This is a genomic window from Nocardia amikacinitolerans, from assembly GCF_900215415.1.
Lineage (GTDB): Bacteria > Actinomycetota > Actinomycetes > Mycobacteriales > Mycobacteriaceae > Nocardia > Nocardia amikacinitolerans.
The window spans coordinates 705,210-723,670 of record NZ_OBEG01000001.1 but is presented as its reverse complement, the minus strand read 5'-3'; the positions used below and the strand labels follow the sequence as shown (position 1 = coordinate 723,670).

Below are 18,461 nucleotides of genomic sequence, written 5' to 3'. Positions count from 1 at the left end.
GAGCGCCTCCGCATAGCAGCGGCACATGTGCCCTCGAACGACTTCAGCCCGCCGACGTATCGGCGGGCTGAAGATCGACCGGTGTCGCCGAGATCAGGCGGTGCGGCTGTCGAGCAGTGCGACGGGCCGGTCGGCGGCGGCGCTGAAGGTCAGTACGCCGTCCTCGAGCGGCGCCTTGCGCAGCAGGGCGCGGTCGCGGAAGTAGTTGTTGACGACCTGCCACGGCCCGTTGGTGCCCTGGCGCGGCATCACCGCGTCGCCGCGCTTGATGTAGCCGGAGGTCAGCGCGCCGCCCATCACCGAGTCGACGCCGCGGTCGCCCTCCTTGGCCACCGCGACGAACTTGGTCAGGCCATTGGACTTCAGGTGGTTCAGCAGGCGGCAGAAGTACTCGGCGGCGAGATCGGCCTTGAGCGTCCACGAGGCGTTGGTGTAGCCGAGCACCATCATCGCGTTGGGAACGCCGTCGAGCAGGGCGCCCTTGTAGACGACACGGTCGCGGGTCGCCACCGGTTCGCCGTCGATCTCCAGCGACGCGCCGCCGAGCATCTGCACGGTGAGGCCGGTCGCGCTGATCACGATGTCGGCCTCGAGCTCCTCGCCGGAGGCCAGCCGGATGCCGGTCTCGGTGAAGGTATCGATGCGGTCGGTGGCGATCGAGGCCTTGCCGCTGCGCAGAACCTTGAACAGGTCGCCGTTGGGCACCACGCACAGGCGCTGGTCCCACGGGTTGTAGGTCGGCGTGAAGTGGCGCATGTCCAGATCCGCGCCGACCTGGAGCCGGACCGCGGCGAGCAGCAGCTTCTTGGCTGCCGCCGGGTTGGTGCGGGACAACTGGAAGCTGGCGCGCTGCAAGGCGATGTTGCGCGCCCGGCCGATCCGGTAGGCCAGTTTGGCGGGCACCTTGGCCGCCTTCATACCGACCGCGACCGGGTCGTCGGCGGGCAACGCGGTGATGTAGGTGGGCGAGCGCTGCAGCATGGTCACGTGCGCGGCGTCGTCGGCCATGGCGGGTATGAGCGTGATCGCGGTCGCGCCGCTGCCGATGACGACCACACGCTTGCCGCGGTAGTCCAGGTCCTCGGGCCAGTGCTGCGGGTGCACGATCTGCCCGCGGAAGTTCTCCTCGCCGGGGAAGTCGGGGCGGTAGCCCTTGTCGTAGTCGTAGTAACCGGTGCAGCCGACCAGGAAGTTGCTTGTCCACTCCTCGGTCTTGCCGGTCTGCTCGTCGAGCGCGGTCACCGTCCACAGTTCGGTCTCGCTGGACCAGCGCGCGACGGTCACCTTGCGGCCGAACCGGATGTGCTCGGTGACGCCGTACTCGGCGGCGGTGTCCTCGACGTACTGGCGGATGTGCGGGCCGTCGGCGAGCACCTTGGTGCCGTGCCAGGGACGGAAGCCGTAGCCGAAGGTGTACATGTCCGAGTCGGAGCGAATGCCGGGGTACTTGAACAGGTCCCAGGTCCCGCCGATGGCGCTGCGCCGTTCCAGGATCGCGTAGCTGCGGCCGGTCCGCTCGCGGGTCAGGTGGCAGGCCACGCCGATTCCGGACAGGCCAGCGCCGATGATCAGTACGTCGACATGCCGCGTCATTGGGGTACTCGTTTCGTCTGGTCTCGCACCCGGGCGCCGTCGTCCGAGCGTGGTAATCGAGGGTACATGTTATTCAAAGTAACGTCTAGAACGCCAACCGGCCGGTGCGTGCGGTCGCTGCCGATACGCACTGCCTGCAAACCCCCGGTTATCGATGCCGCGACGGCACCCCCGAGAATGGATCCTCGGCTCGGGCCCACGAAGGCCGAGCCGAAGATCCCTATCTCGTACTGGGGCGGGTGAACCGCGTCCCGAGAGGAAGCCGATGACCAGCGCAGAACAACGGTGGCGCCGCCGCACGCCCGACGACGCGAGCCGGCCCGGCGCCGACTCGTCGCTGAAACGCAGCCTCGGTCGGGTCGACCTGACCGCCATGGGCGTCGGCACCATCGTCGGCGCGGGCATCTTCGTCATCACCGGCGTGGCGGCCGCGGAGAAGGCTGGACCGTCGATCGTGCTGTCCTTCGGACTGGCCGGTCTGGTCTGCGTGCTCGTCGCACTCTGCTACAGCGAGCTCGCCGCGATGGTCCCGGTCTCGGGCAGCGCCTACACCTACACCTACGCCACCCTCGGCGAAGGACCGGCGTTCCTGGTGGGCTGGAACCTGCTGCTGGAGTTCGTCATCGCGGGCGCGGCCGTGGCGATCGGGTGGTCCGGCACCACGGTGTCGGCGCTCGATTCGATGTTCGGCATCACGATCCCGCACGCCATCACCGCGGGGCCCGGCGAGGGCGGTGTGGTGAACCTGCCCGCGGTGCTGATCATCGCCGCCATCGTGGCCGTGCTGGTCGGCGAGGTTTCGCTGACCGCGCGCATCACCAAGGCGCTCGTCGGGGTGACCATCGGCGTGCTGGTGCTGGTGATCGCCGTCGGCGCCCCGCACGTCGACCCGGGTAACTGGGCGCCGTTCGCTCCGTTCGGCTGGAGCGGCATCATCGGCGGCGCGGCGATCGCGTTCTTCGCCTTCCTCGGTTTCGACGTGGTCGCCGCCTCCGCCGAGGAGGCGCGCAACCCCAAGCGCGACGTGCCCTTCGCCATCATCGGCACGGTGCTCATCGCGACGGTGCTCTACGCGCTCGTCAGCGCCGTGCTCACCGGCGTCGCCCCGTTCCCGACGCTCGACAACGGCGCACCGATCGCCACCGCGTTCGGCGCGCTGAACATCGGCTGGATCGGCAACGTCATCATCGTCGCGTCGATCATCGCGCTCACCAAAGGTCTGCTGCTCATCGTGTACGCGCAGGTGCGGCTGAGTTTCGCGATGTGCCGCGACGGCCTGCTCCCCCGCAGGCTCGCCGCCACCGGCCGCCGCTCGACACCGGTGCGGCTGACGCTGGTGCTCGGCGCGGGCTGCGCCGCCATCGCCGGGCTGCTGCCCATCGACATCGTGGTCGAACTGGTGAACATCGGCGCGCTGTCGGCGTTCGCGGTGGTGTGCGTCGGGGTGCTGGTGCTGCGCAAGCTGGAGCCGAACCGGGAGCGTCCGTTCCGCACCCCGCTCGTTCCGCTGGTGCCGATTCTCGCGCTGATGGGTTGTGCGCTGATGGCGTTCACCCTGGACGAGCTGACCTGGGTGCGGTTCGCGGTCTGGGTGGCGATCGGTGTCGCGGTCTACCTCGGCTACGGACGCAAGCACTCGACCTTCGCCGCGACCCGCGTCCCCGTCGCGCCGAGAAGTTAGCCGCGGCCGCCGGGCCGCACCCAGCGCAGCAGTGCGTCCACCGTCGTTTCCGGCGAGGTGTTGAAACACAGCCGGATGCCGGGCGACGCCTCGGTGAGGACGTTCACGATGCGCTCGAACAGCAGCGTCTGCTCGGGCAGCATCCGCACCCCGCCGCCGATCATCGCAAGCCCGTAGTCGGCCTCCGCCAACCTGTCATTGATCAGCTTCTCGGCCGCGTCGGGATCGACCGGAACCGAGCACGACACGACGTCGAAGCCCGAATCCCGCAGCATCGCCGTCCCCGCCTCGACCCGCGCGCTCAACTCGGCCTCGTCCAGACCGGGGTGTTTGCCGTAGTCGAGCTGACTCGGATGCAGGCCGATGGAGAGGATCTTGGTATCGGAACCGAGGGTCATGGAGTCCACACTGCCAGCGCTCACCGAATCACGCAGATCGACAGGTCATGCGGGTCTGCACTCAGTGCAGATTGCACTGCCACGCCGGAGATTTCGGGTCCCGGCATCGAGTGCAACCGGAGTTCCACGTGAATCACACCGGTTTCCAACAGGACTCGCTGATACGCCATCGGCGGCCCATCCGCGACGAACTGGCTCGCCTGCGACCCCTCGCGTCGAATCTGTCGCGGACGCAAGGGGTGACGACCCGCACGCTACGACAGCTGGATTCGATCGACTGCCCTCTGGCTACTGTTGATCCGTATGGCACACAACGAGTTCGAGATCACCGCGGAGTTGGTGCGGGAGCTGCTGCGTGACCAGCACCCGGATCTGGCCGATCTCCCGGTGCGGCTCGGCGCCCGTGGCTGGGACAACCAGCTGTGGCGGCTCGGCGACGACCTCGCCGTCCGGTTGCCCTGGGCGACCGAGTCCGCGGACACGCTGCTGCGCAAGGAGCACACCCGGGTGCCCACCCTCGCCCCGCGCCTTCCTCTGCCGGTTCCAGTACCGCAGCGCTTCGGTGAACCCTCCGAACGGTTCCCGCGGCCCTGGATCGTCACCACCTGGGTGCCTGGGGAACCTGCCGACCGCAGCCCGGTCACGCGCGGTGCGGAGGCGGCCACGACCCTGGCTGCCTTCCTGACGGCACTTCACCAACCAGCCCCCGAAGAAGCGCCCACCGGACGAGGCCGCGGAGGGCGGCTGGCCGACTACACCGAGGGGTTCGCCGAGCAGCTTGCCGCGGCCACCGAGTCGGGTCTGATCCCCGACCCGGACGCCGTCCGCGCGGTCTGGGAAGACGCCGCCGCCGCACCCGAATGGGCCGGTCCGGCGCTATGGCTGCACGGCGATCTGCATCCGGCGAACGTCCTCACCGCGGACGGCGCGATCTGTGGCGTGATCGACTTCGGCGACCTGTTCGCGGGCGATCCGGCTTTCGACCTCGCCGCCGCCTGGATTCTGTTGCCGGACGGCGCCGCCGAAGACTTCCATGCCGCCTACCGGCCGGCCCCGGACGCCGCCACCCTGCGCCGCGCCCGCGGGTGGGCGGTGCTGCGCGCCCTCGCCGGCATCTTCATCGGAGACGCCGGCGTCCACGGCCGCCCGGGCGGCAAGCCAACCTGGGGCCCTCCCGGCCATGCCGCACTGCGACGCCTCATCGCAACGAGCCGTCGATGATCTGCCCAGGTCAGTGTCCGGTTCCCCTTCCGGGGCAGCGGCCGGTTCAGAGAGGGAGTCCTGGTATGTGGTTCCGAAACTCCCTCGCTCGTTACAGCGCCGGGATGTGGCCGGGTGCGGTGTCGGCGAACAGTTCGGGGGCGGTGGCGCGGACTTTGCCGAGGGCTTTGCGGGTGCGGGCGGAGTCGACGGTGTGCAGGATCGGCAGGACGGGTCGCCACAGGTTGGTGGCGTCGGTGTGGTTGCCGAGTTTCCACCGCAGGAGCCCGGTTTCGGCGGCGGTGAGCGCCCAGACGCGGGCGTGGGTGGCCGGGTTCCAGATGCTGGTGCCCAGGGTGTAGTAGCGCTCGGCGTTGGTGAGGTCGCCGAGGGCGAGGAAGGTTTTCGCGGTTTGGTCGACGACGGTGGCCTTGTTGGGGCACCACATCGACACCCAGCGGGGTTGTTCGCTGGTCATGTCCGGGTTGATGGCCGACTCGGCGGCGCGTAGCGCGGCGAGGGCGGCGGGTTTGTTGCCGGTTTCGGCGTGGGTGCGTGCGACGGCGACGGTGAGCAGCGCGTTGGCGTCGGGTCCGAGTTTCCCGGCGGCGCGCGACAGGGCGGCCTCGGCGAGGTCCGGGCTGAATCGCGGTTGGGCGATGTCGGTGCCTTGCAGGGCGAGGATGCGCAGTATCCACGAGTCTTGGCCGGGGATCTGGGCGTGTTCGGCCAGTCGGAGCGCGGTGAGGAAGTAGCGTTGCCCGACGCCGTCGGCGCCGGCGTCGTGAGCCTTGAACCCCGCCAAGTAGGCCAGCTCGGCGGCGGCCGAGAATGCGTGTGCGCGAACGTCTTCGGCGGCGAAGCGAGAGCGCAGCAGGGCGGCGATGTCGGTGGAGAGGAATTCGGCCACCGCGGTGCGGCCCATCCCGCCGCCGCGGGCTTCGTCGAATTTCAGGAACGCGTCGGTGATCGTGCGCACGGCGTCGACGTCGGCGGCACCGACCACACGGGCCTCGGTGACAGTGGCGATGCGCGCGGTTGCCTCGACGGGTAGGGCGAGGGCGGTGGCGGACAGGGCCGCGGAGTAGGCGGCCTTGCGCAGGAACGAGCGGCGGTTCACGTCAGCCTTTCCGAGGGCGGTCAGGGAGGTGACAGTATCGGCGGCGGTGTCGCCGAACAGTCGCTCGTAGCAGGCTATGACCGCGGGAGTTGGTGTGCGGGTTCCGGTTTCGAAGAATCCGAGCGCGGACTTGCTGTAGGGGACGCGGCGGGCGAGGTCGGCCAGTGACAGTCCGGCGGTTTCCCGCGCTGTTCGCAGGCGTGCGCCGATGACCGCGTCACCGGTGCGCGGAGAGCCCTGCTGTGTGGGTGTGGTTGTAGACGGCTGCAGCCGGGAAGCTGCCGCGCGGGTCGCTGGACCGGGAGAAGGCTGGCCGGTGTCGGTCGATTCGGGAGGCGGTGCGTTGGTGGTGTTCGACATGGTGTTGGTCTTCGCTCTCGGGGTGCTGTTGGGCGCGGTGACCTGCTGGTGTGTACGTGACCTGCGGTGCGGGCCGCGCGAGTAGATCAGCTTGCGTGCTGGCTGGGGTCGGCTCGGTACGCACGGGCGGCGGCCAGCTCGTCGCGGGTGTTGGCGACGATCAATTCACGCTGGAACTCCGCGAGAACCGACAGCATGCCGAACATAGCGCGGCTTCGGCGGTGTCGATGTGGATCGCGGCTTCGGCGACCCCGGCGCGGCGCAGGGCGTCGATCTGGTGGGCGGGGTTCTGCTCGGCGGCGGAGACCCGCCCGTAGCCGATCAACATGCGTCGAAACTACACCGGACCGACCGTTTGCCGACCCTGTTCTCCGGCGCGGGTTTTCGACACGTGTGTCCTGGCGGTTCGTTCCGGCGGTGGCGAGTGTCGGCAAATGTTTGCCGACGTTCGAGACCGTGCGGCTTGTAGACGGCTGTAGCCACGAAACCACCGGAACGGCGTCGCGCACCCGCCCACGCTGAGCACAGGCATCCGGCGACCGGCCTTGCACCGCGCCAACTTTCGAGGCCCGTCACCGGATGCCGCTCTCGGATCGGGGACTCGAACGCAAAGGGGTGTTGGGAATCATGAAGGAGCCCGAACGGGTCGGCCGGGTGCTGCGCCTGGTGATCGACGCGGTGAACGAATGCAATCTCCGCTGCCTGTACTGCCATCCCGGAGAGGTGTGGAGACGGCAGCAGCTTCCACTGCCCGCGCTGCGGTCCGCTCTGGAGGCCGCCGACGCCGCGGGCGCGCTCGAGGTGGTGCTGACCGGCGGGGAGATCACCCTGCACCAGGATCTGCGCGCCCTGCTGGCGGCCACGCATCTGCTGCGCCGGGCGGCATCGACGCTGATCACCAACGCCACCAAGCTCACCCCCGAGACGCTGGGATGGCTGGCGGCGTCGAACCTGACGCGCATCTGCACCAGCGTGGATGGTGTCACCAACGACCTGCACGGGTCCGCACGCGGGAAGAACCTGCCGAAGGTCCTCGACGGCCTGCGGAGGCTGACCGACACCGGCAAGCCGGTCACGGTGATCACCGTTGTGCACCAGCGCAATTGGGCGCGGGTGATCGAACTCAGCGAGTTCCTGGCCGGGTCCGGGCTGGCGACCCAGCATCATCTGTGCGCGCCGAGTTTCTCCGGGCAGGCCCGCGCCCACTACCCGCAGCTCGCGCTGCGCGAGTACGAATTCCATGGCGTCCAAGACCTTGTCGACGCCCATCACCAGCGACTGGCCGAGGCGGGGCTGTATCTGACGTTCAATTCGATCTGGCCAGCGACGGGCGCCCGGCCGTTGGCGATCAACCCGTCGCGGACGATGACCTTGCAGCAGCTGTCCGAGCAGGTCAAGGACACGCTTTGCAATATCCGTCCCAACGGGGAGTTCCGTTTGCAGGCCGCTACCTGGGGCCGGGAGATGGTCGGCAACGCCGCGCTCGGCTCGGTCCACGCGCAACCGGCCGCCGCTCTGCTGGCTCGCGCGGAATCCCTGCTGGCGGGCGGAACAGCTCGGCAGCTCCCGCGAGATATCGAGGCCCAGCACAAGTTTCAGCTCGGCGCTGCCGCGGACCGCTCGACCACCGAGCAGCTGATCGGCCGCACCGGCAGCCCCGCCCCGGAGGTGGATCTGATTGCGATCGGCAGTGTCGACCGGCATTGGGTACTGGACAACCCCGTCGACACCGCCGCTGTCGCCGCCCAGCTCAGCTCCCGCCCGGGTGAGCACCGGACGGTGACCCATCCCAGCGGCACGGTGCTGGTGTTCGACCGCACCCGCTCGCTGGTGACCTTGCTGCGCCCGACCGAGTGGGAACAGGTCGCAGCCAGCTCCGAGACAGCGCAGGTGATGTCATGACCACCGCCACCCCGCACGAGGAGGCGCAGCAGCTTCTCTACTGCGATGACGGACTCGCGGTCCTGGTCACCGAAGCGCTCGAGTACGCGCCGGCCGACCCGGCGATGCGAGCGGCGCTGGCTTGCCATCTGGCCGCGCCGCACACTCCGGCGGCGGTGCTCGCCGCGAATTCCGGGGTGGACCTGGCGGCGGTGATGCAGGTCTACCACCTCGCCCGCACGAGCCCCCCGGTGCGGCGGCTGGTCGGGTCGTCGTATTACCCGCATCGGTTGCGGTGGGAATTCGCCGCGGCCACGGTCGCCGAATGGCAGCGCCGCCCCGATATCCCGCGACGGATTCTCGCGCGCGAGCCGGTGCTGGCCGAGACAATGGAGATCCACCCCACGCGCGGCACCTGCAACTACCGGTGCCGGATGTGCCTGTGGTCTGACCAATCCGAACTCACCTACGCCACACGCCAACTCGACACCGGCGGCCTCATGACCGCCGCCGATTGGTGCCGCGTGATCGGCGAACTGGCCGACGCCGGGGTGCGTCGGCTGGTCGTCTCCGGCGGTGGCGAGGCACTGATCAATTCGGACCTTCCGGCCATCCTCGACCACGCCGCCGATCTCGGGTTCGAAATCCACGTCTACACCACCGGTTTCAGTATTCGCCCCGGCGGTGCGCTGTTCGCGGCGCTGCTGCGCTGTCACCGCATCCGGTTCTCCATCCACTCACCCGACCCGGCCACCTACGACCGCGTCGCGGGGACCAGACCCCGCCAGCGGGCGTTGGACAGGGTCAGCGACAACCTCGCCGCGCTGCTGCACGAGCGCGGCGACCTGCCCGCGGTGGGCATCGGCATGGTGATCCAGCCGGACAACTACACCCAGGCCGGGGCCATGGCCGACTTCGCCGAAACCCTCGGCGCGGACCGGCTGGACCTGCGCAAGGACGAGGTCGATGTCACCGCCGGACTCGACCCGGCCGGCCTGGCGGTCGTCCGCGCTCAGTTGCGGGCCCTGCGCGCTCGTCCCTGGATTCAGACCCGGATCGACATCGGTGACGAGCTGGTCGCGCTAGCCAACGGGGTGACCCCGGACCGGTCGCGCACCCAGGAATGCCGGGGCCGCTGGTTCCGGCCGACGATCGGCGCGTTCGGGCACCTGACGCCCTGCGATTTGAAGGCCGAACCGCGGTTCGCGGCCACCGGCTACGACCTGGGCAACGTCAAACGCTCCCGCATTCTCGACGTGGTCGCCACCACGGCTGGGCGACCGATCGCCGACGACTGCGCCCAATGCATGCCCAGTTCCCGCACCGGCAACGCCATCGTCGGCAAGCTCCTCGACGATCTACAGGCAGGTGTCGGACTGGCCGAACAGCCCTTCGATTAGCGGGTCTTCGTCCGCTCACGCAGCGCGGTCGCCGCCACGGCGACCGCGCCGCGCACGATCAGCCCGGCCGCGACCAGCGGCGCGAACACGATCCACGGGCTGCCCTGGTGGTAGTCGCAGTAGAACCGCAGGGCACTGCGGTGGTGGGTGCGGACCTTTCGGTAAGGCGCGGACCGCATGCTGCCGCCCTCGCGGTGGCGAATCTCCACGCTCGGGTCAAGCACCACCCGGTAACCGGCGCGGTGCATGTCCAGCGCCATCTTGGTTTCCTCGAAGTAGAGGAAGTAGCGGTCATCGAACCCGCCGACGGCGTCGAACGCCGCGCGGCGGAACAGCATGCAGCACCCTGAAATCCAATCCACATCCGATACCTCGGTGACCGGGGTGCCGAAGTAGCGGCGCGTGGCCGGGTTGCCCGGCCACACCCCGCCCAGCAGGGCGTGCGCGATACCGACCGCCAGCGAAGGGAAGCGCCGACCGCTCGGATAGGGGGTGCCGTCCAGGCGCGCGATCCGCGGCCCGATCATGCCGATCCGCTCGTCCGCCTTCGCCGTCTCGACCAGTGCCGCGATCGAGCCCGCCGTGAGCTGGGTGTCGGGGTTGGCGACGAGAATCCATTCCGCGCTCGTCGCGGCGGCAGCCTGATTGATCGCCGCCGCGAGCCCGACGTTGCGGGCGTTGCGGATGACACGGCCACCGAACTCTTCGACAATCTCGGCGCTGCGGTCGGTGGAGACGTTGTCGACACCGATCACATCGACCGCGTACGGCTCCACCGCGGCCGTAAGCGTCTCCAGGAATCCGGGCAAATCCTCGGCACTCTGGTAGGTCACCAGGGCCAAGCCGACGGTCTTGTCATCCGTGCTGGGCATGACGGGGAACCTACCACCGGTCGACGGCCTCCACGCCACCGATCACAGCACCGACCATAAGGTCTGTCACCGGGCGATGCGCTCCCGGCCGACCAGCGGACGCACCAACTCCTCAGCCGCGAACACCGGCGTTGCCACGAACCCGACCTCCACCACGCCGATCAAACTCCTCGGCAGCCAAGCAAAGCGCCAATCACGCTGCCCCGCAGCCCGAACCGTCCATCGCCGCTGGTCAAGTCACTTCGTTGCTTTTCGTGCGATTACTACCGGAACCCCGGCCCGGCCATGCCGCACTGCGACGCCTCATCGCAGCGAGACATCGATGATCGGTCTTCGCGGAGGGCGTGGATCACCGTCAGTCGGCGACGATGACTGACCGGCCTCAGCGCGTATACCGATGCTTGACGCCCACCGGGAAATAGTCCGGATCGCCTGTCGGTCGTAGCTCCACATGCGGCGTCTGACGCTCGGCCGGTACGTAGTTCGCGTATTCGCTGTTGTGTGTCAGCAGCTCGTCTCGAACGGCATGGGCGACGAGGCGGGTTCGCTCGGTGGTGTTCGGTTCGTCGGGGCCGAGTTCGACTGTGATGCGTAGCAACCGGTTGCGGTCGGCGTCCTCCCAGGCCTCGAGCACGAACTTGCCGGTGACCCAGTCGCTGATCTCCGCGCGCTCCAAACCGAGCGACACCGTTTCGGGATAGACATTGGCCCCGAACACCGACACCGCGTGGATGGAGCGGCCGAAGACGAAGACGAAGGGCAGGTCCGGGCCGGTCTCCTCGTCCGGTTCGAAGCCGTGCGCCCGGCAGAACTCCACCATGCGCTCGTGCGGGATGACACCGCCGTCGTCGGCGAGGTGGTAGCGGATCAGCGGCACACCGGAGTCGGCGGTGAACACCAATGTGCCGTCGACGGTTTCGAAGAAGCGGTCGGCCGGGTTGTACTGCATCAGCGTCGGCAGCCGCTGACCGCCGAACAACTTGCGCGCCGCCGCCGGATGCTCGGCGAGGAACCGCCGGATTCGCACGCTGAGCGGGGTCTCGTTGCCGAGCACGCCGCCGTCGGCCGTACCGTAGAGCGCGGCGACATCGTGCACCGGATCCAGACCAGCCCGCTTGCCCATGAGATCCCGCCACTGCTCGCTGAACACCTCCCCCGCGCACACCAGTTTCACCGCGTAGCGCGACCAGTCGACGCCCTCGCGCAACCCCGTGTCGATGACGTCCTTGAGGAAGGGCGGATACCCGAACAGCACCACCTGGTCGAAGTGCGAGCCGAGTTCCGGTACCACGCGCAGGATCTCGGCCTTGTTGTTGCCGGGGGCGACGATCGTCATGGCCAGTTCGGCGGCCAGCCCGCGCAGGCAGGACAGTGTGTAGAGGCCGCCGACCCAGGTGCCGAGCGGGAAGCACACCACGGCGAGGGTGCGCCGATGCGCAGCGTCGAAGCCGTGCACGAGGACCTGTTCGAAGCGGCGGGTCGCGGCCGCTTCGTCGGCGGCGGAGCGCGGCCAGAAGGTCGGTGCGCCCGTCGAACCGGACGACACCGCGATCAGATCGCAGGCCCCGAGATCGCCGTCGCGGCAGCGCTGCGGCAGCGAATAGCGTTGGTGGTAGTTCTCTTTCGTGACGAGCGGCAGTCGCGCGAATCCCGTGTCGTCGACGACCGAGGCCGCGTCGACGCCGTGGCTGTCGAGGAAGGCGCGGTAGGCGGGCACCGTCGCCGCCGTCCGCTGGAACAACGCCACGAGCCGCTGCTGCAGATCCGAATCCATCTCCGAGGTGGCCCTTCCGCGAGGCGAAACCTGCGTGGGGTCCAAAGTACCGCCGGTCCGTGCGGCGCGCGGCAATCCGCGCGGATCGCCACTTTCTCGCTATCTTCGAAGTGGACCCGCTGCGAACCTTCGGCGGGCGCGGCGCGATGTTCCCGTGGGATGTCGTGGAGGATCGGGGGACGACGGTGCGGTCGAGTCGGTGGGTACTGATGAGCGTCATCGCGGTCGCGACCTTGGTCGCCACCGGTTGCTCGATCACACCGACCGTGGAAGGCAGCGCGCGACCCTCCCCCGCCCCACTGCCCACGCTGCGGGATTACGAGGCCCAGCGGGTCGAGTGGGCGCCGTGCCGCGAGCAACGCGAGGCCGAGTGCGGCGAGATCCGCGTGCCCGTCGATTACGCCCGCCCGGAAGCCGCCGCCCTCACCATGCCGCTGGTGCGGTTGCCCGCCACCAACCCCGCCCAGCGCATCGGGGTGCTCACCACCAACCCCGGCGGCCCTGGCGAATCCGGTTACGAGGACGTGCTTTCCGCGCTGAACCCGGACGACACCGGCCTGCGCAAATTCCGCATCCGCTACGACCTCGTCGGTTTCGACCCGCGCGGCGTCGGCCGCACCGCGCCCGTGCGGTGTCTCGGCGACCGCGCGATGGACGAATACCTGGCCACCGACTTCACGCCGGTGGACGACGCGGGTCGCCGCGTGGTCGCCGAGGCGCACCGCCGTTACGCCACCGCGTGTCTGCGCAACACCGGCAACCTGCTCGGTTTCGTCGGCACCGAATTCGTGGTGCGCGACATGGACATCATGCGCTCGGCGCTGGGCGAGCCGAAGCTGAACTTCTTCGGCTTCTCCTACGGCACCCGGCTCGGGCAGCTGTATGCCGAGCAGTTCCCGGATCGGGTCGGGCGGATGGTGCTGGATTCCGTCGACGACCCGAGTCTGACACCGGACCGGTGGGATTCGCTCGACGCTTCCGACGCCCCCGCCCCCGGTGCGATCTCGGCGCGAGATCGCTTGGTGCACACCATTCTCGAAGCTTGCGCACGCCGCGAGGACTGCCCGCTCGGCAACGACCCGGACGCGGCAATGCGCCGGCTGATCGAGCTGATCGACCGGGTGGACGCCGAGCCCATCGCGGCCTCCGACGGCCGCCGCGTCGGTTCCAATCTCGCCCTGCTCGGCATCTTCATGGCGACCTACGACGAGCGCTACTGGCCGCGGTTCGAACGCGCCTTCGCCGACGCGCTGCGCGGCGACGGCACCGGGCTCGCGGAACTCGCCGACTTCTACGTCGGCCGCGAGGACGGCCGCTACAGCTCCTCCGATCCGGCGTTCTGGGCCGTGGAATGCATGAACGACGACCCGGCCGCCTGGCGCTCGAAGGCCGAGGACGTGATCCTCCGCGACCTGGCGCAGGAGGCCGAGTGGGCGGCCGTGCGCTCACCGCTGTTCGGCGCGAACCGGGTGTTCAGCACCCCGCTGTGCCTGTTCTGGCCGGTCCGCCCGACCCAGAAGTCGGCGGGCGTGGACGCGGCGGGCGCACCACCCATCCTGCTGCTGAACAACAGCGGCGATCTGGCGACCACGATCGAGGACGCCGAGCACGTCGCCGCCACCCTCGCCGACGCCGTGCTCGTGGTCAGCGAGCACGACGGTCACATCGCCTTCGACAACGGTTCGGCCTGCGTGGACGCCATCGTCATCGCCTACCTCTACGACGGAACCCTCCCGCCGGACGGGACCCGCTGCGCGGACTGACCGGCCGGATAGAGTCGAGCGGTGACCTGGACCGTCGGCTTCGACCTCGACATGACCCTGATCGACTCGCGACCGGGAGTCTCGCACGCCATCGACACCGTCGCCGCGGAATTCCAGCTCCCGCTCCGCGGGGCCGACTTCGTGCAGCGGCTCGGGCCACCGCTCGATCTGCTGCTCGCCGAGGCGGGTGCGCCCGACGAGCTCATTCCCGCACTGATCACCCGCTACCGCGAGCTGTATCCCGACGTGGTGCCGCGCATCCCCGCCATGCCCGGCGCGGAGGCCGCGCTCGCCGCCGTGACCGCGCGCGACGGGCGGCTGATGGTCGTGACCGGCAAGCATCAGCCGCTCGCGCAACTCCATCTCGACGCACTCGGCTGGCGAATCGACCACCTCGCCGGTGACGTGTGGTCCACCGGCAAGGCCGAGGCACTGCGCGCGCAAGGCGCGGCGATCTACGTCGGCGACCACGCGGGCGACATGCGTGGCGCCAAGGCCGCCGCGGCGTTCGCGGTCGGCGTCACCACCGGCCCCTGCGACGCGGACGAACTGCTGGCCGCCGGCGCCGACGTCGTCTTGCCCGGCCTCACCGAATTCCCTTCCTGGCTGGCCGAATTCGTGGCGGCCTCCGCGCCTAGCTCGATGTAGGCGTGCCTCCGCTCCCGCCATGTGCGGGCTCGACCGGACTCCATCCCGCGTCATCTCGGCGAGCACCGGTATTGATGTGCAGGACCGCGTCGGCCGTGTCGAGGATCGCTCGGTCGAGCGGGGAGTAACCCTGCCGCGGGGAGATGTCGGTGCGCGGGCGCGCGGAGGTCACCGCATCGGTCGATGTCAGACCCCAGTCGGCGATGCGACCTTGGAGGACGCTCTCGTAGGTGCCGGGCTCGGGCTCGCCGAGTCCGAGGACCTCGCTGCGGCCAAGGCTTCCGGCGATGAAGGCGTATCGCTCACCCACCAGGGACCCCACGATGGCGCCCGCCGAGAACCACCCGAAGTCCATTCCCGCCATCTGGATGGTGCCCCGGTTCCGCTGGAGGTGGGCGTTGTGCGCGCCGATCACGGTGCCGCCGCGCCGGGCTTCGATGTTTCGGATGTCGAGAAGGTTTTTGGCCATCGACGTCTCGCGGATGTCCAGCAGGCCGGACAGGCGGGCGCGCTCGTCGCCACGGTGGGCCGCCTGCCGGTGATAGCGCAGCAGACAGCGGCCTGCGGTGAGGTGGATTTTCGCGTTCAGCCACGCGGCGCGTGATGTCGCGGCGATCAGTTCCGGTGCGCGCGCGTAGAGCGCGAGGAGCATGTCGTCGGCGATCTCCCGCAGGCGCTCGGCCTCGGCCGTCGCGCCGATCGATTCGGCCGGATCCATGATCGCCTCCGCGCGATCCCAGCGTTCGTCGTCACCGAGGAGTTCGCCGAGGTCGAGATCCAGCCGCAGGTAGTCGCGGGTGTGCTCCAGAAAGCGGCGCGGACTCGGTGCGTCGGGGTTCTCCATCGGGGCGTCGAAACCGTGAAATGCCAAGCGCTCCGAAGGTGGTCGGTTGTGGTTGTATTCGCGCATCCAGGCGACCAGTTCCCGGTTCGCGGCCAGGTCGCCGAACCCGTGCGAGAAGCCTTCGCGCATCGCGGTGTCGAGGCTGCCGACACCGTCCCGGACGTAGTCGTCGACGACGAGCGCGGCGACGCGGTCGGTTTCCAACGCGATCGAGCGGAAGCCGCGGTCGATCAACCGGACGAACAGCTCGTTGCGGACGAAACCGAAGGACGGTTCCCGGTGCGTCGGCTCGCCGAGCGCTACCAGCTCACATGACGCGGATACGAAGTCTCGAATGTCCTGACTCATGTGTTTCGATCGTATCGTTGAAAGATCGGTTGAAAGTTCCGTCGGGCTGAGCTTGGTGAGGCGCGGTAGAGTCTCGAACCGGTGAAAACTTTTCGGCCCTCCGATCTGGCCCGCGAGCACGGCCTCTCGACCCAGGCGGTCCGCAACTACGAGCGCGACGGGTTTCTCCCGCCCGCCGAGCGCACGCCCAGCGGCTACCGGATCTACACCGAAGTGCACGCGGCGGCCTTGCGCGCCTTTCTCGGTCTAGTCGCGGCGTACGGGCACGCGACCGCGGGCCGGATCATGAACGCGCTCCACGACGACGCGCTCGACGACGCCCTGAGCGTCATCGACGGCGGCCACGGCCAGTTGCTTCGCGATCGAGAAACCCTCGCTTCTGTGCGGCGCGCGGTCGATCACCTGGCGGCGGAGTCCCACACCACCGTCGCCGAGGACGCCGACAGCCGAACCATCCGCGAACTCGCGCACCGACTCCGCATCACCCCCGCGACGCTGCGCAAGTGGGAGGGTGTCGGCATCCTCGCCCCGGCGCGCGACCCGGCCACCGGATACCGCCGCTACAGCGCGAGCGATATCCGCGACGCCGAGCTCGCGCATCTGCTTCGGCGCGGCGGCTATCCGCTGGAGCGGATCGCCACGGTCGTCCAGCAGATCCGAAGTGCCGGTGGCACAGCCGCATTGGCCGCCGCCCTCGACGACTGGCAACGAAAACTCACCGCCCAGGGGCTTGCCATGCTCGACGCGGCCGGTCTGCTCGGGAACTACCTGCGCGTGCTCAACGCTCTGCCGCAACGAGTTTCGGCGTCGGCCGTGCCGGTCAGTCGGCGATGATCTCCAATTCCGGCCGGTGCTCGCGCATCGCCTCGGTGACCTTCAGCAGCGGGACCGACAGCGAGGTCATCGGAATGGACGGCGCGGTGGCGATCGCGTACTCCCGATCCGGGTGGGTCAGCACAAGATCGATGGCGTCCCCGCTCTGGCACCGGCGCACCCGCACGTGATCCACCGTCGACCACGCGATACGGCCGAACGCACGGTGCTCCACGGCGTCGTCGGTGATCACCAGATCCGGCCTGCGCCGCAGTCCCGACCACGCCATCTCCGCGCCGATCGCGAGAAACACCAGCGCCCCGATCTTCCCCGCGATCACCGCCGTATCCGTGACGATCGCGAGCACGCAGATCGCCGCGAGCCCGAGACACGCGACCGCCACTCCCACCGTCGTCCGCCAAGAGCGAAACACCGTATCGGCGCGCCGCCCCGCCCCCTTCCGCACATGCATTGGCGCATCCTAACGGTGGGCCACGAAGGGGTTGTCCGCACGTGCGCGACGATCCACGCCAACAGCCCGCGCGGCAATGCGTCGCCGAAGGCGCGATGGCCCAACTATTTTCATTCCGGTGGGCGCCATCCAGGCTGCGCGACATCATGCCGTTCGGTGCTATCCGAATGACGTTGTCGCGCAACCAGGTCGCCGCCGGTGCCGACCACTGTGCGACGGTGCCGATGCGGTGGGACTGGCGTGCGACGGTTCGAGTGCGGGTGCGCCGCAGGCGGTCGTAGCCGGTCAAGGCGGTCTGGATCGGATGCCTGCCGAGCATGACGGCGAGCGTGACGGCGTCCTCGAGTGCTTGATTGGCGCCCTGCCCGAGATTGGGCGTCATCGCGTGTGCCGCGTCGCCGAGCAGGACGACCCGCCCGCGGGCGAAGGTGTCCAGGGCGGGCAGATCGTAGATGTCGTGACGGAGGACAGCGTCCGGGTCGATGGCATCCAGCACCGCGGGAATCGGATCCGGCCACGGCCCGAAACGGCGCTGAACTTCGGCGAATTCGCCGATCACGCTGTGCTGACCTGCCGGTGCATTGGCGGCGGCGAACAAGTAGGCACAGCCGTCGGCTGTAGTTGCACGTACTACAGTAGTAGTGCAGGACCGAAGAATGGGAAGCGACCGTGACCGACACCGCAGATCGCCGCACCCGGCTGGCCGACGCCGCGGTCGAGACCCTCGCCAGAACGGGAATGCGCGGTCTTACACATCGGGCCGTCGACCAGGCCGCGGGATTGCCGGAGGGCTCTTGTTCGAACTGCTTCCGCACCCGGCAGGCGTTACTGGAGGCGACCGTCGAACGGCTCGCGGAGCGCGACGCCGCCGAACTCGCCCTCCCGGTGCCTGCCGTCCCGGATCCCGACGAACTTTCGACGCTGCTCGCCGACATCATCGAGCGATGGCTGACCACCGACCGGGACCGCATGCTCGCCCGCTACGAGTTGGCGCTCGAGTCGACACGGCGACCCGAGCTTCGCAAAGCATTGCGTGACAGCGGAGCACGATTTCGCACCATGGCTACGGAGTTGTTCGCGGCGCTGGGCGCCCCGGATCCGGCCCGGCGCGCCAACGCCTTCGTCGGCTGCCTGGACGGGGTGATCTTCGACCGGCTGGCGGGGGCAGGCGGCGGGGAGCCCGATCGACAGCAGTTGGCGGAAACCGTGCGAATCCTCTTCAGGGGCTTCCTGGCGTGAGCGGCGACCAGCGCGCTGTGACCTGGAAAGCCCGCGGCCGCACCGATCCTTGCCG

Annotated in this window: 17 protein-coding genes; 9 read left to right on the top strand and 8 right to left on the bottom strand. The window is 69.1% G+C overall.

The window, feature by feature from the left end; all coding sequences use genetic code 11:
• Window positions 1-93 precede the first annotated feature (93 nt).
• On the bottom strand, window positions 94-1,593 hold the full coding sequence (locus CRP45_RS03395; protein ID WP_097243730.1) for a flavin-containing monooxygenase: 1,500 nt from the start codon (window positions 1,591-1,593) through the stop codon (window positions 94-96).
• Between the two features lie 265 nt (window positions 1,594-1,858).
• Here CRP45_RS03395 and CRP45_RS03390 point away from each other — a divergent pair, with 265 nt between their 5' ends.
• Window positions 1,859-3,274 carry an amino acid permease gene (locus CRP45_RS03390; protein WP_097243729.1) on the top strand — a complete coding sequence of 472 codons (1,416 nt, stop codon included), beginning with the start codon at window positions 1,859-1,861 and terminating at the stop codon, window positions 3,272-3,274.
• Here CRP45_RS03390 and CRP45_RS03385 read toward each other — a convergent pair.
• Window positions 3,271-3,672 (bottom strand): hypothetical protein, encoded by a 402-nt coding sequence (locus tag CRP45_RS03385; protein WP_097244539.1) that lies wholly within the window; start codon window positions 3,670-3,672, stop codon window positions 3,271-3,273. The two genes, CRP45_RS03390 and CRP45_RS03385, sit on opposite strands and share 4 nt — an antisense overlap.
• Before the next feature lie 303 nt (window positions 3,673-3,975).
• Between CRP45_RS03385 and CRP45_RS03380 the strand changes: the two genes are divergently transcribed.
• Window positions 3,976-4,893: an aminoglycoside phosphotransferase family protein gene (locus CRP45_RS03380; protein ID WP_097243728.1), complete on the top strand. Its 918-nt coding sequence runs from the start codon at window positions 3,976-3,978 to the stop codon at window positions 4,891-4,893.
• A gap of 91 nt (window positions 4,894-4,984) precedes the next feature.
• Here CRP45_RS03380 and CRP45_RS03375 read toward each other — a convergent pair whose 3' ends face one another.
• Together CRP45_RS03375 and CRP45_RS03370 are read right to left on the bottom strand one after the other, a co-directional pair.
• Entirely contained in the window at window positions 4,985-6,352 is a 1,368-nt protein-coding gene (locus tag CRP45_RS03375) for a helix-turn-helix domain-containing protein (RefSeq protein WP_097243727.1), read from the bottom strand.
• A 160-nt stretch (window positions 6,353-6,512) separates the two neighbouring features.
• On the bottom strand, window positions 6,513-6,680 hold the full coding sequence (locus tag CRP45_RS03370) for a recombinase family protein (protein WP_245909853.1): 168 nt from the start codon (window positions 6,678-6,680) through the stop codon (window positions 6,513-6,515).
• Between the two features lie 299 nt (window positions 6,681-6,979).
• On the opposite strand from CRP45_RS03370, the gene CRP45_RS03365 reads away from it, so the two are divergent.
• Together CRP45_RS03365 and CRP45_RS03360 are read left to right on the top strand one after the other, a co-directional pair.
• Complete coding sequence (locus CRP45_RS03365) at window positions 6,980-8,254, top strand: radical SAM protein (protein WP_179830741.1); 1,275 nt, start codon at window positions 6,980-6,982, stop codon at window positions 8,252-8,254.
• Window positions 8,251-9,633 (top strand): radical SAM protein, encoded by a 1,383-nt coding sequence (locus CRP45_RS03360; protein ID WP_097243725.1) that lies wholly within the window; start codon window positions 8,251-8,253, stop codon window positions 9,631-9,633. The genes CRP45_RS03365 and CRP45_RS03360 overlap by 4 nt, the downstream gene beginning before the upstream one ends.
• On the opposite strand, the gene CRP45_RS03355 is transcribed toward CRP45_RS03360, so the two are convergent.
• Both CRP45_RS03355 and CRP45_RS03350 read right to left on the bottom strand, forming a co-directional pair.
• Window positions 9,630-10,505 (bottom strand): glycosyltransferase family 2 protein, encoded by an 876-nt coding sequence (locus CRP45_RS03355; protein ID WP_097243724.1) that lies wholly within the window; start codon window positions 10,503-10,505, stop codon window positions 9,630-9,632. The genes CRP45_RS03360 and CRP45_RS03355 overlap by 4 nt on opposite strands.
• A 382-nt stretch (window positions 10,506-10,887) precedes the next feature.
• Window positions 10,888-12,279, bottom strand: a complete 1,392-nt coding sequence (locus tag CRP45_RS03350; protein WP_097243723.1) for a phenylacetate--CoA ligase family protein — start codon at window positions 12,277-12,279, stop codon at window positions 10,888-10,890.
• 110 nt (window positions 12,280-12,389) lie between these two features.
• Between CRP45_RS03350 and CRP45_RS03345 the strand changes: the two genes are divergently transcribed.
• Both CRP45_RS03345 and CRP45_RS03340 read left to right on the top strand, forming a co-directional pair.
• Window positions 12,390-14,042, top strand: coding sequence for an alpha/beta hydrolase (locus tag CRP45_RS03345; protein WP_097243722.1), 1,653 nt, complete (start codon window positions 12,390-12,392; stop codon window positions 14,040-14,042).
• A gap of 21 nt (window positions 14,043-14,063) precedes the next feature.
• Window positions 14,064-14,690, top strand: a complete 627-nt coding sequence (locus CRP45_RS03340; protein WP_097243721.1) for an HAD family hydrolase — start codon at window positions 14,064-14,066, stop codon at window positions 14,688-14,690.
• Here the strand turns inward: CRP45_RS03340 and CRP45_RS03335 are convergent.
• Window positions 14,677-15,882 (bottom strand): erythromycin esterase family protein, encoded by a 1,206-nt coding sequence (locus CRP45_RS03335; RefSeq protein WP_097243720.1) that lies wholly within the window; start codon window positions 15,880-15,882, stop codon window positions 14,677-14,679. The two genes, CRP45_RS03340 and CRP45_RS03335, sit on opposite strands and share 14 nt — an antisense overlap.
• Window positions 15,883-15,963: 81 nt before the next feature.
• On the opposite strand from CRP45_RS03335, the gene CRP45_RS03330 reads away from it, so the two are divergent.
• Window positions 15,964-16,716 carry a MerR family transcriptional regulator gene (locus CRP45_RS03330; protein ID WP_097243719.1) on the top strand — a complete coding sequence of 251 codons (753 nt, stop codon included), beginning with the start codon at window positions 15,964-15,966 and terminating at the stop codon, window positions 16,714-16,716.
• Here the strand turns inward: CRP45_RS03330 and CRP45_RS03325 are convergent.
• Window positions 16,647-17,549 carry a flavin-dependent monooxygenase gene (locus CRP45_RS03325; protein ID WP_245909996.1) on the bottom strand — a complete coding sequence of 301 codons (903 nt, stop codon included), beginning with the start codon at window positions 17,547-17,549 and terminating at the stop codon, window positions 16,647-16,649. The genes CRP45_RS03330 and CRP45_RS03325 overlap by 70 nt on opposite strands.
• Here CRP45_RS03325 and CRP45_RS34405 point away from each other — a divergent pair.
• Together CRP45_RS34405 and CRP45_RS03320 are read left to right on the top strand one after the other, a co-directional pair.
• Window positions 17,472-17,840 carry a hypothetical protein gene (locus CRP45_RS34405; protein ID WP_245910017.1) on the top strand — a complete coding sequence of 123 codons (369 nt, stop codon included), beginning with the start codon at window positions 17,472-17,474 and terminating at the stop codon, window positions 17,838-17,840. The genes CRP45_RS03325 and CRP45_RS34405 overlap by 78 nt on opposite strands.
• The gene (locus CRP45_RS03320) at window positions 17,837-18,406 is read left to right on the top strand and encodes a TetR/AcrR family transcriptional regulator (RefSeq protein ID WP_097243717.1); all 570 of its coding nucleotides are present in this window, start codon (window positions 17,837-17,839) and stop codon (window positions 18,404-18,406) included. The genes CRP45_RS34405 and CRP45_RS03320 overlap by 4 nt, the downstream gene beginning before the upstream one ends.
• The last annotated feature ends 55 nt before the right edge of the window (window positions 18,407-18,461 follow it).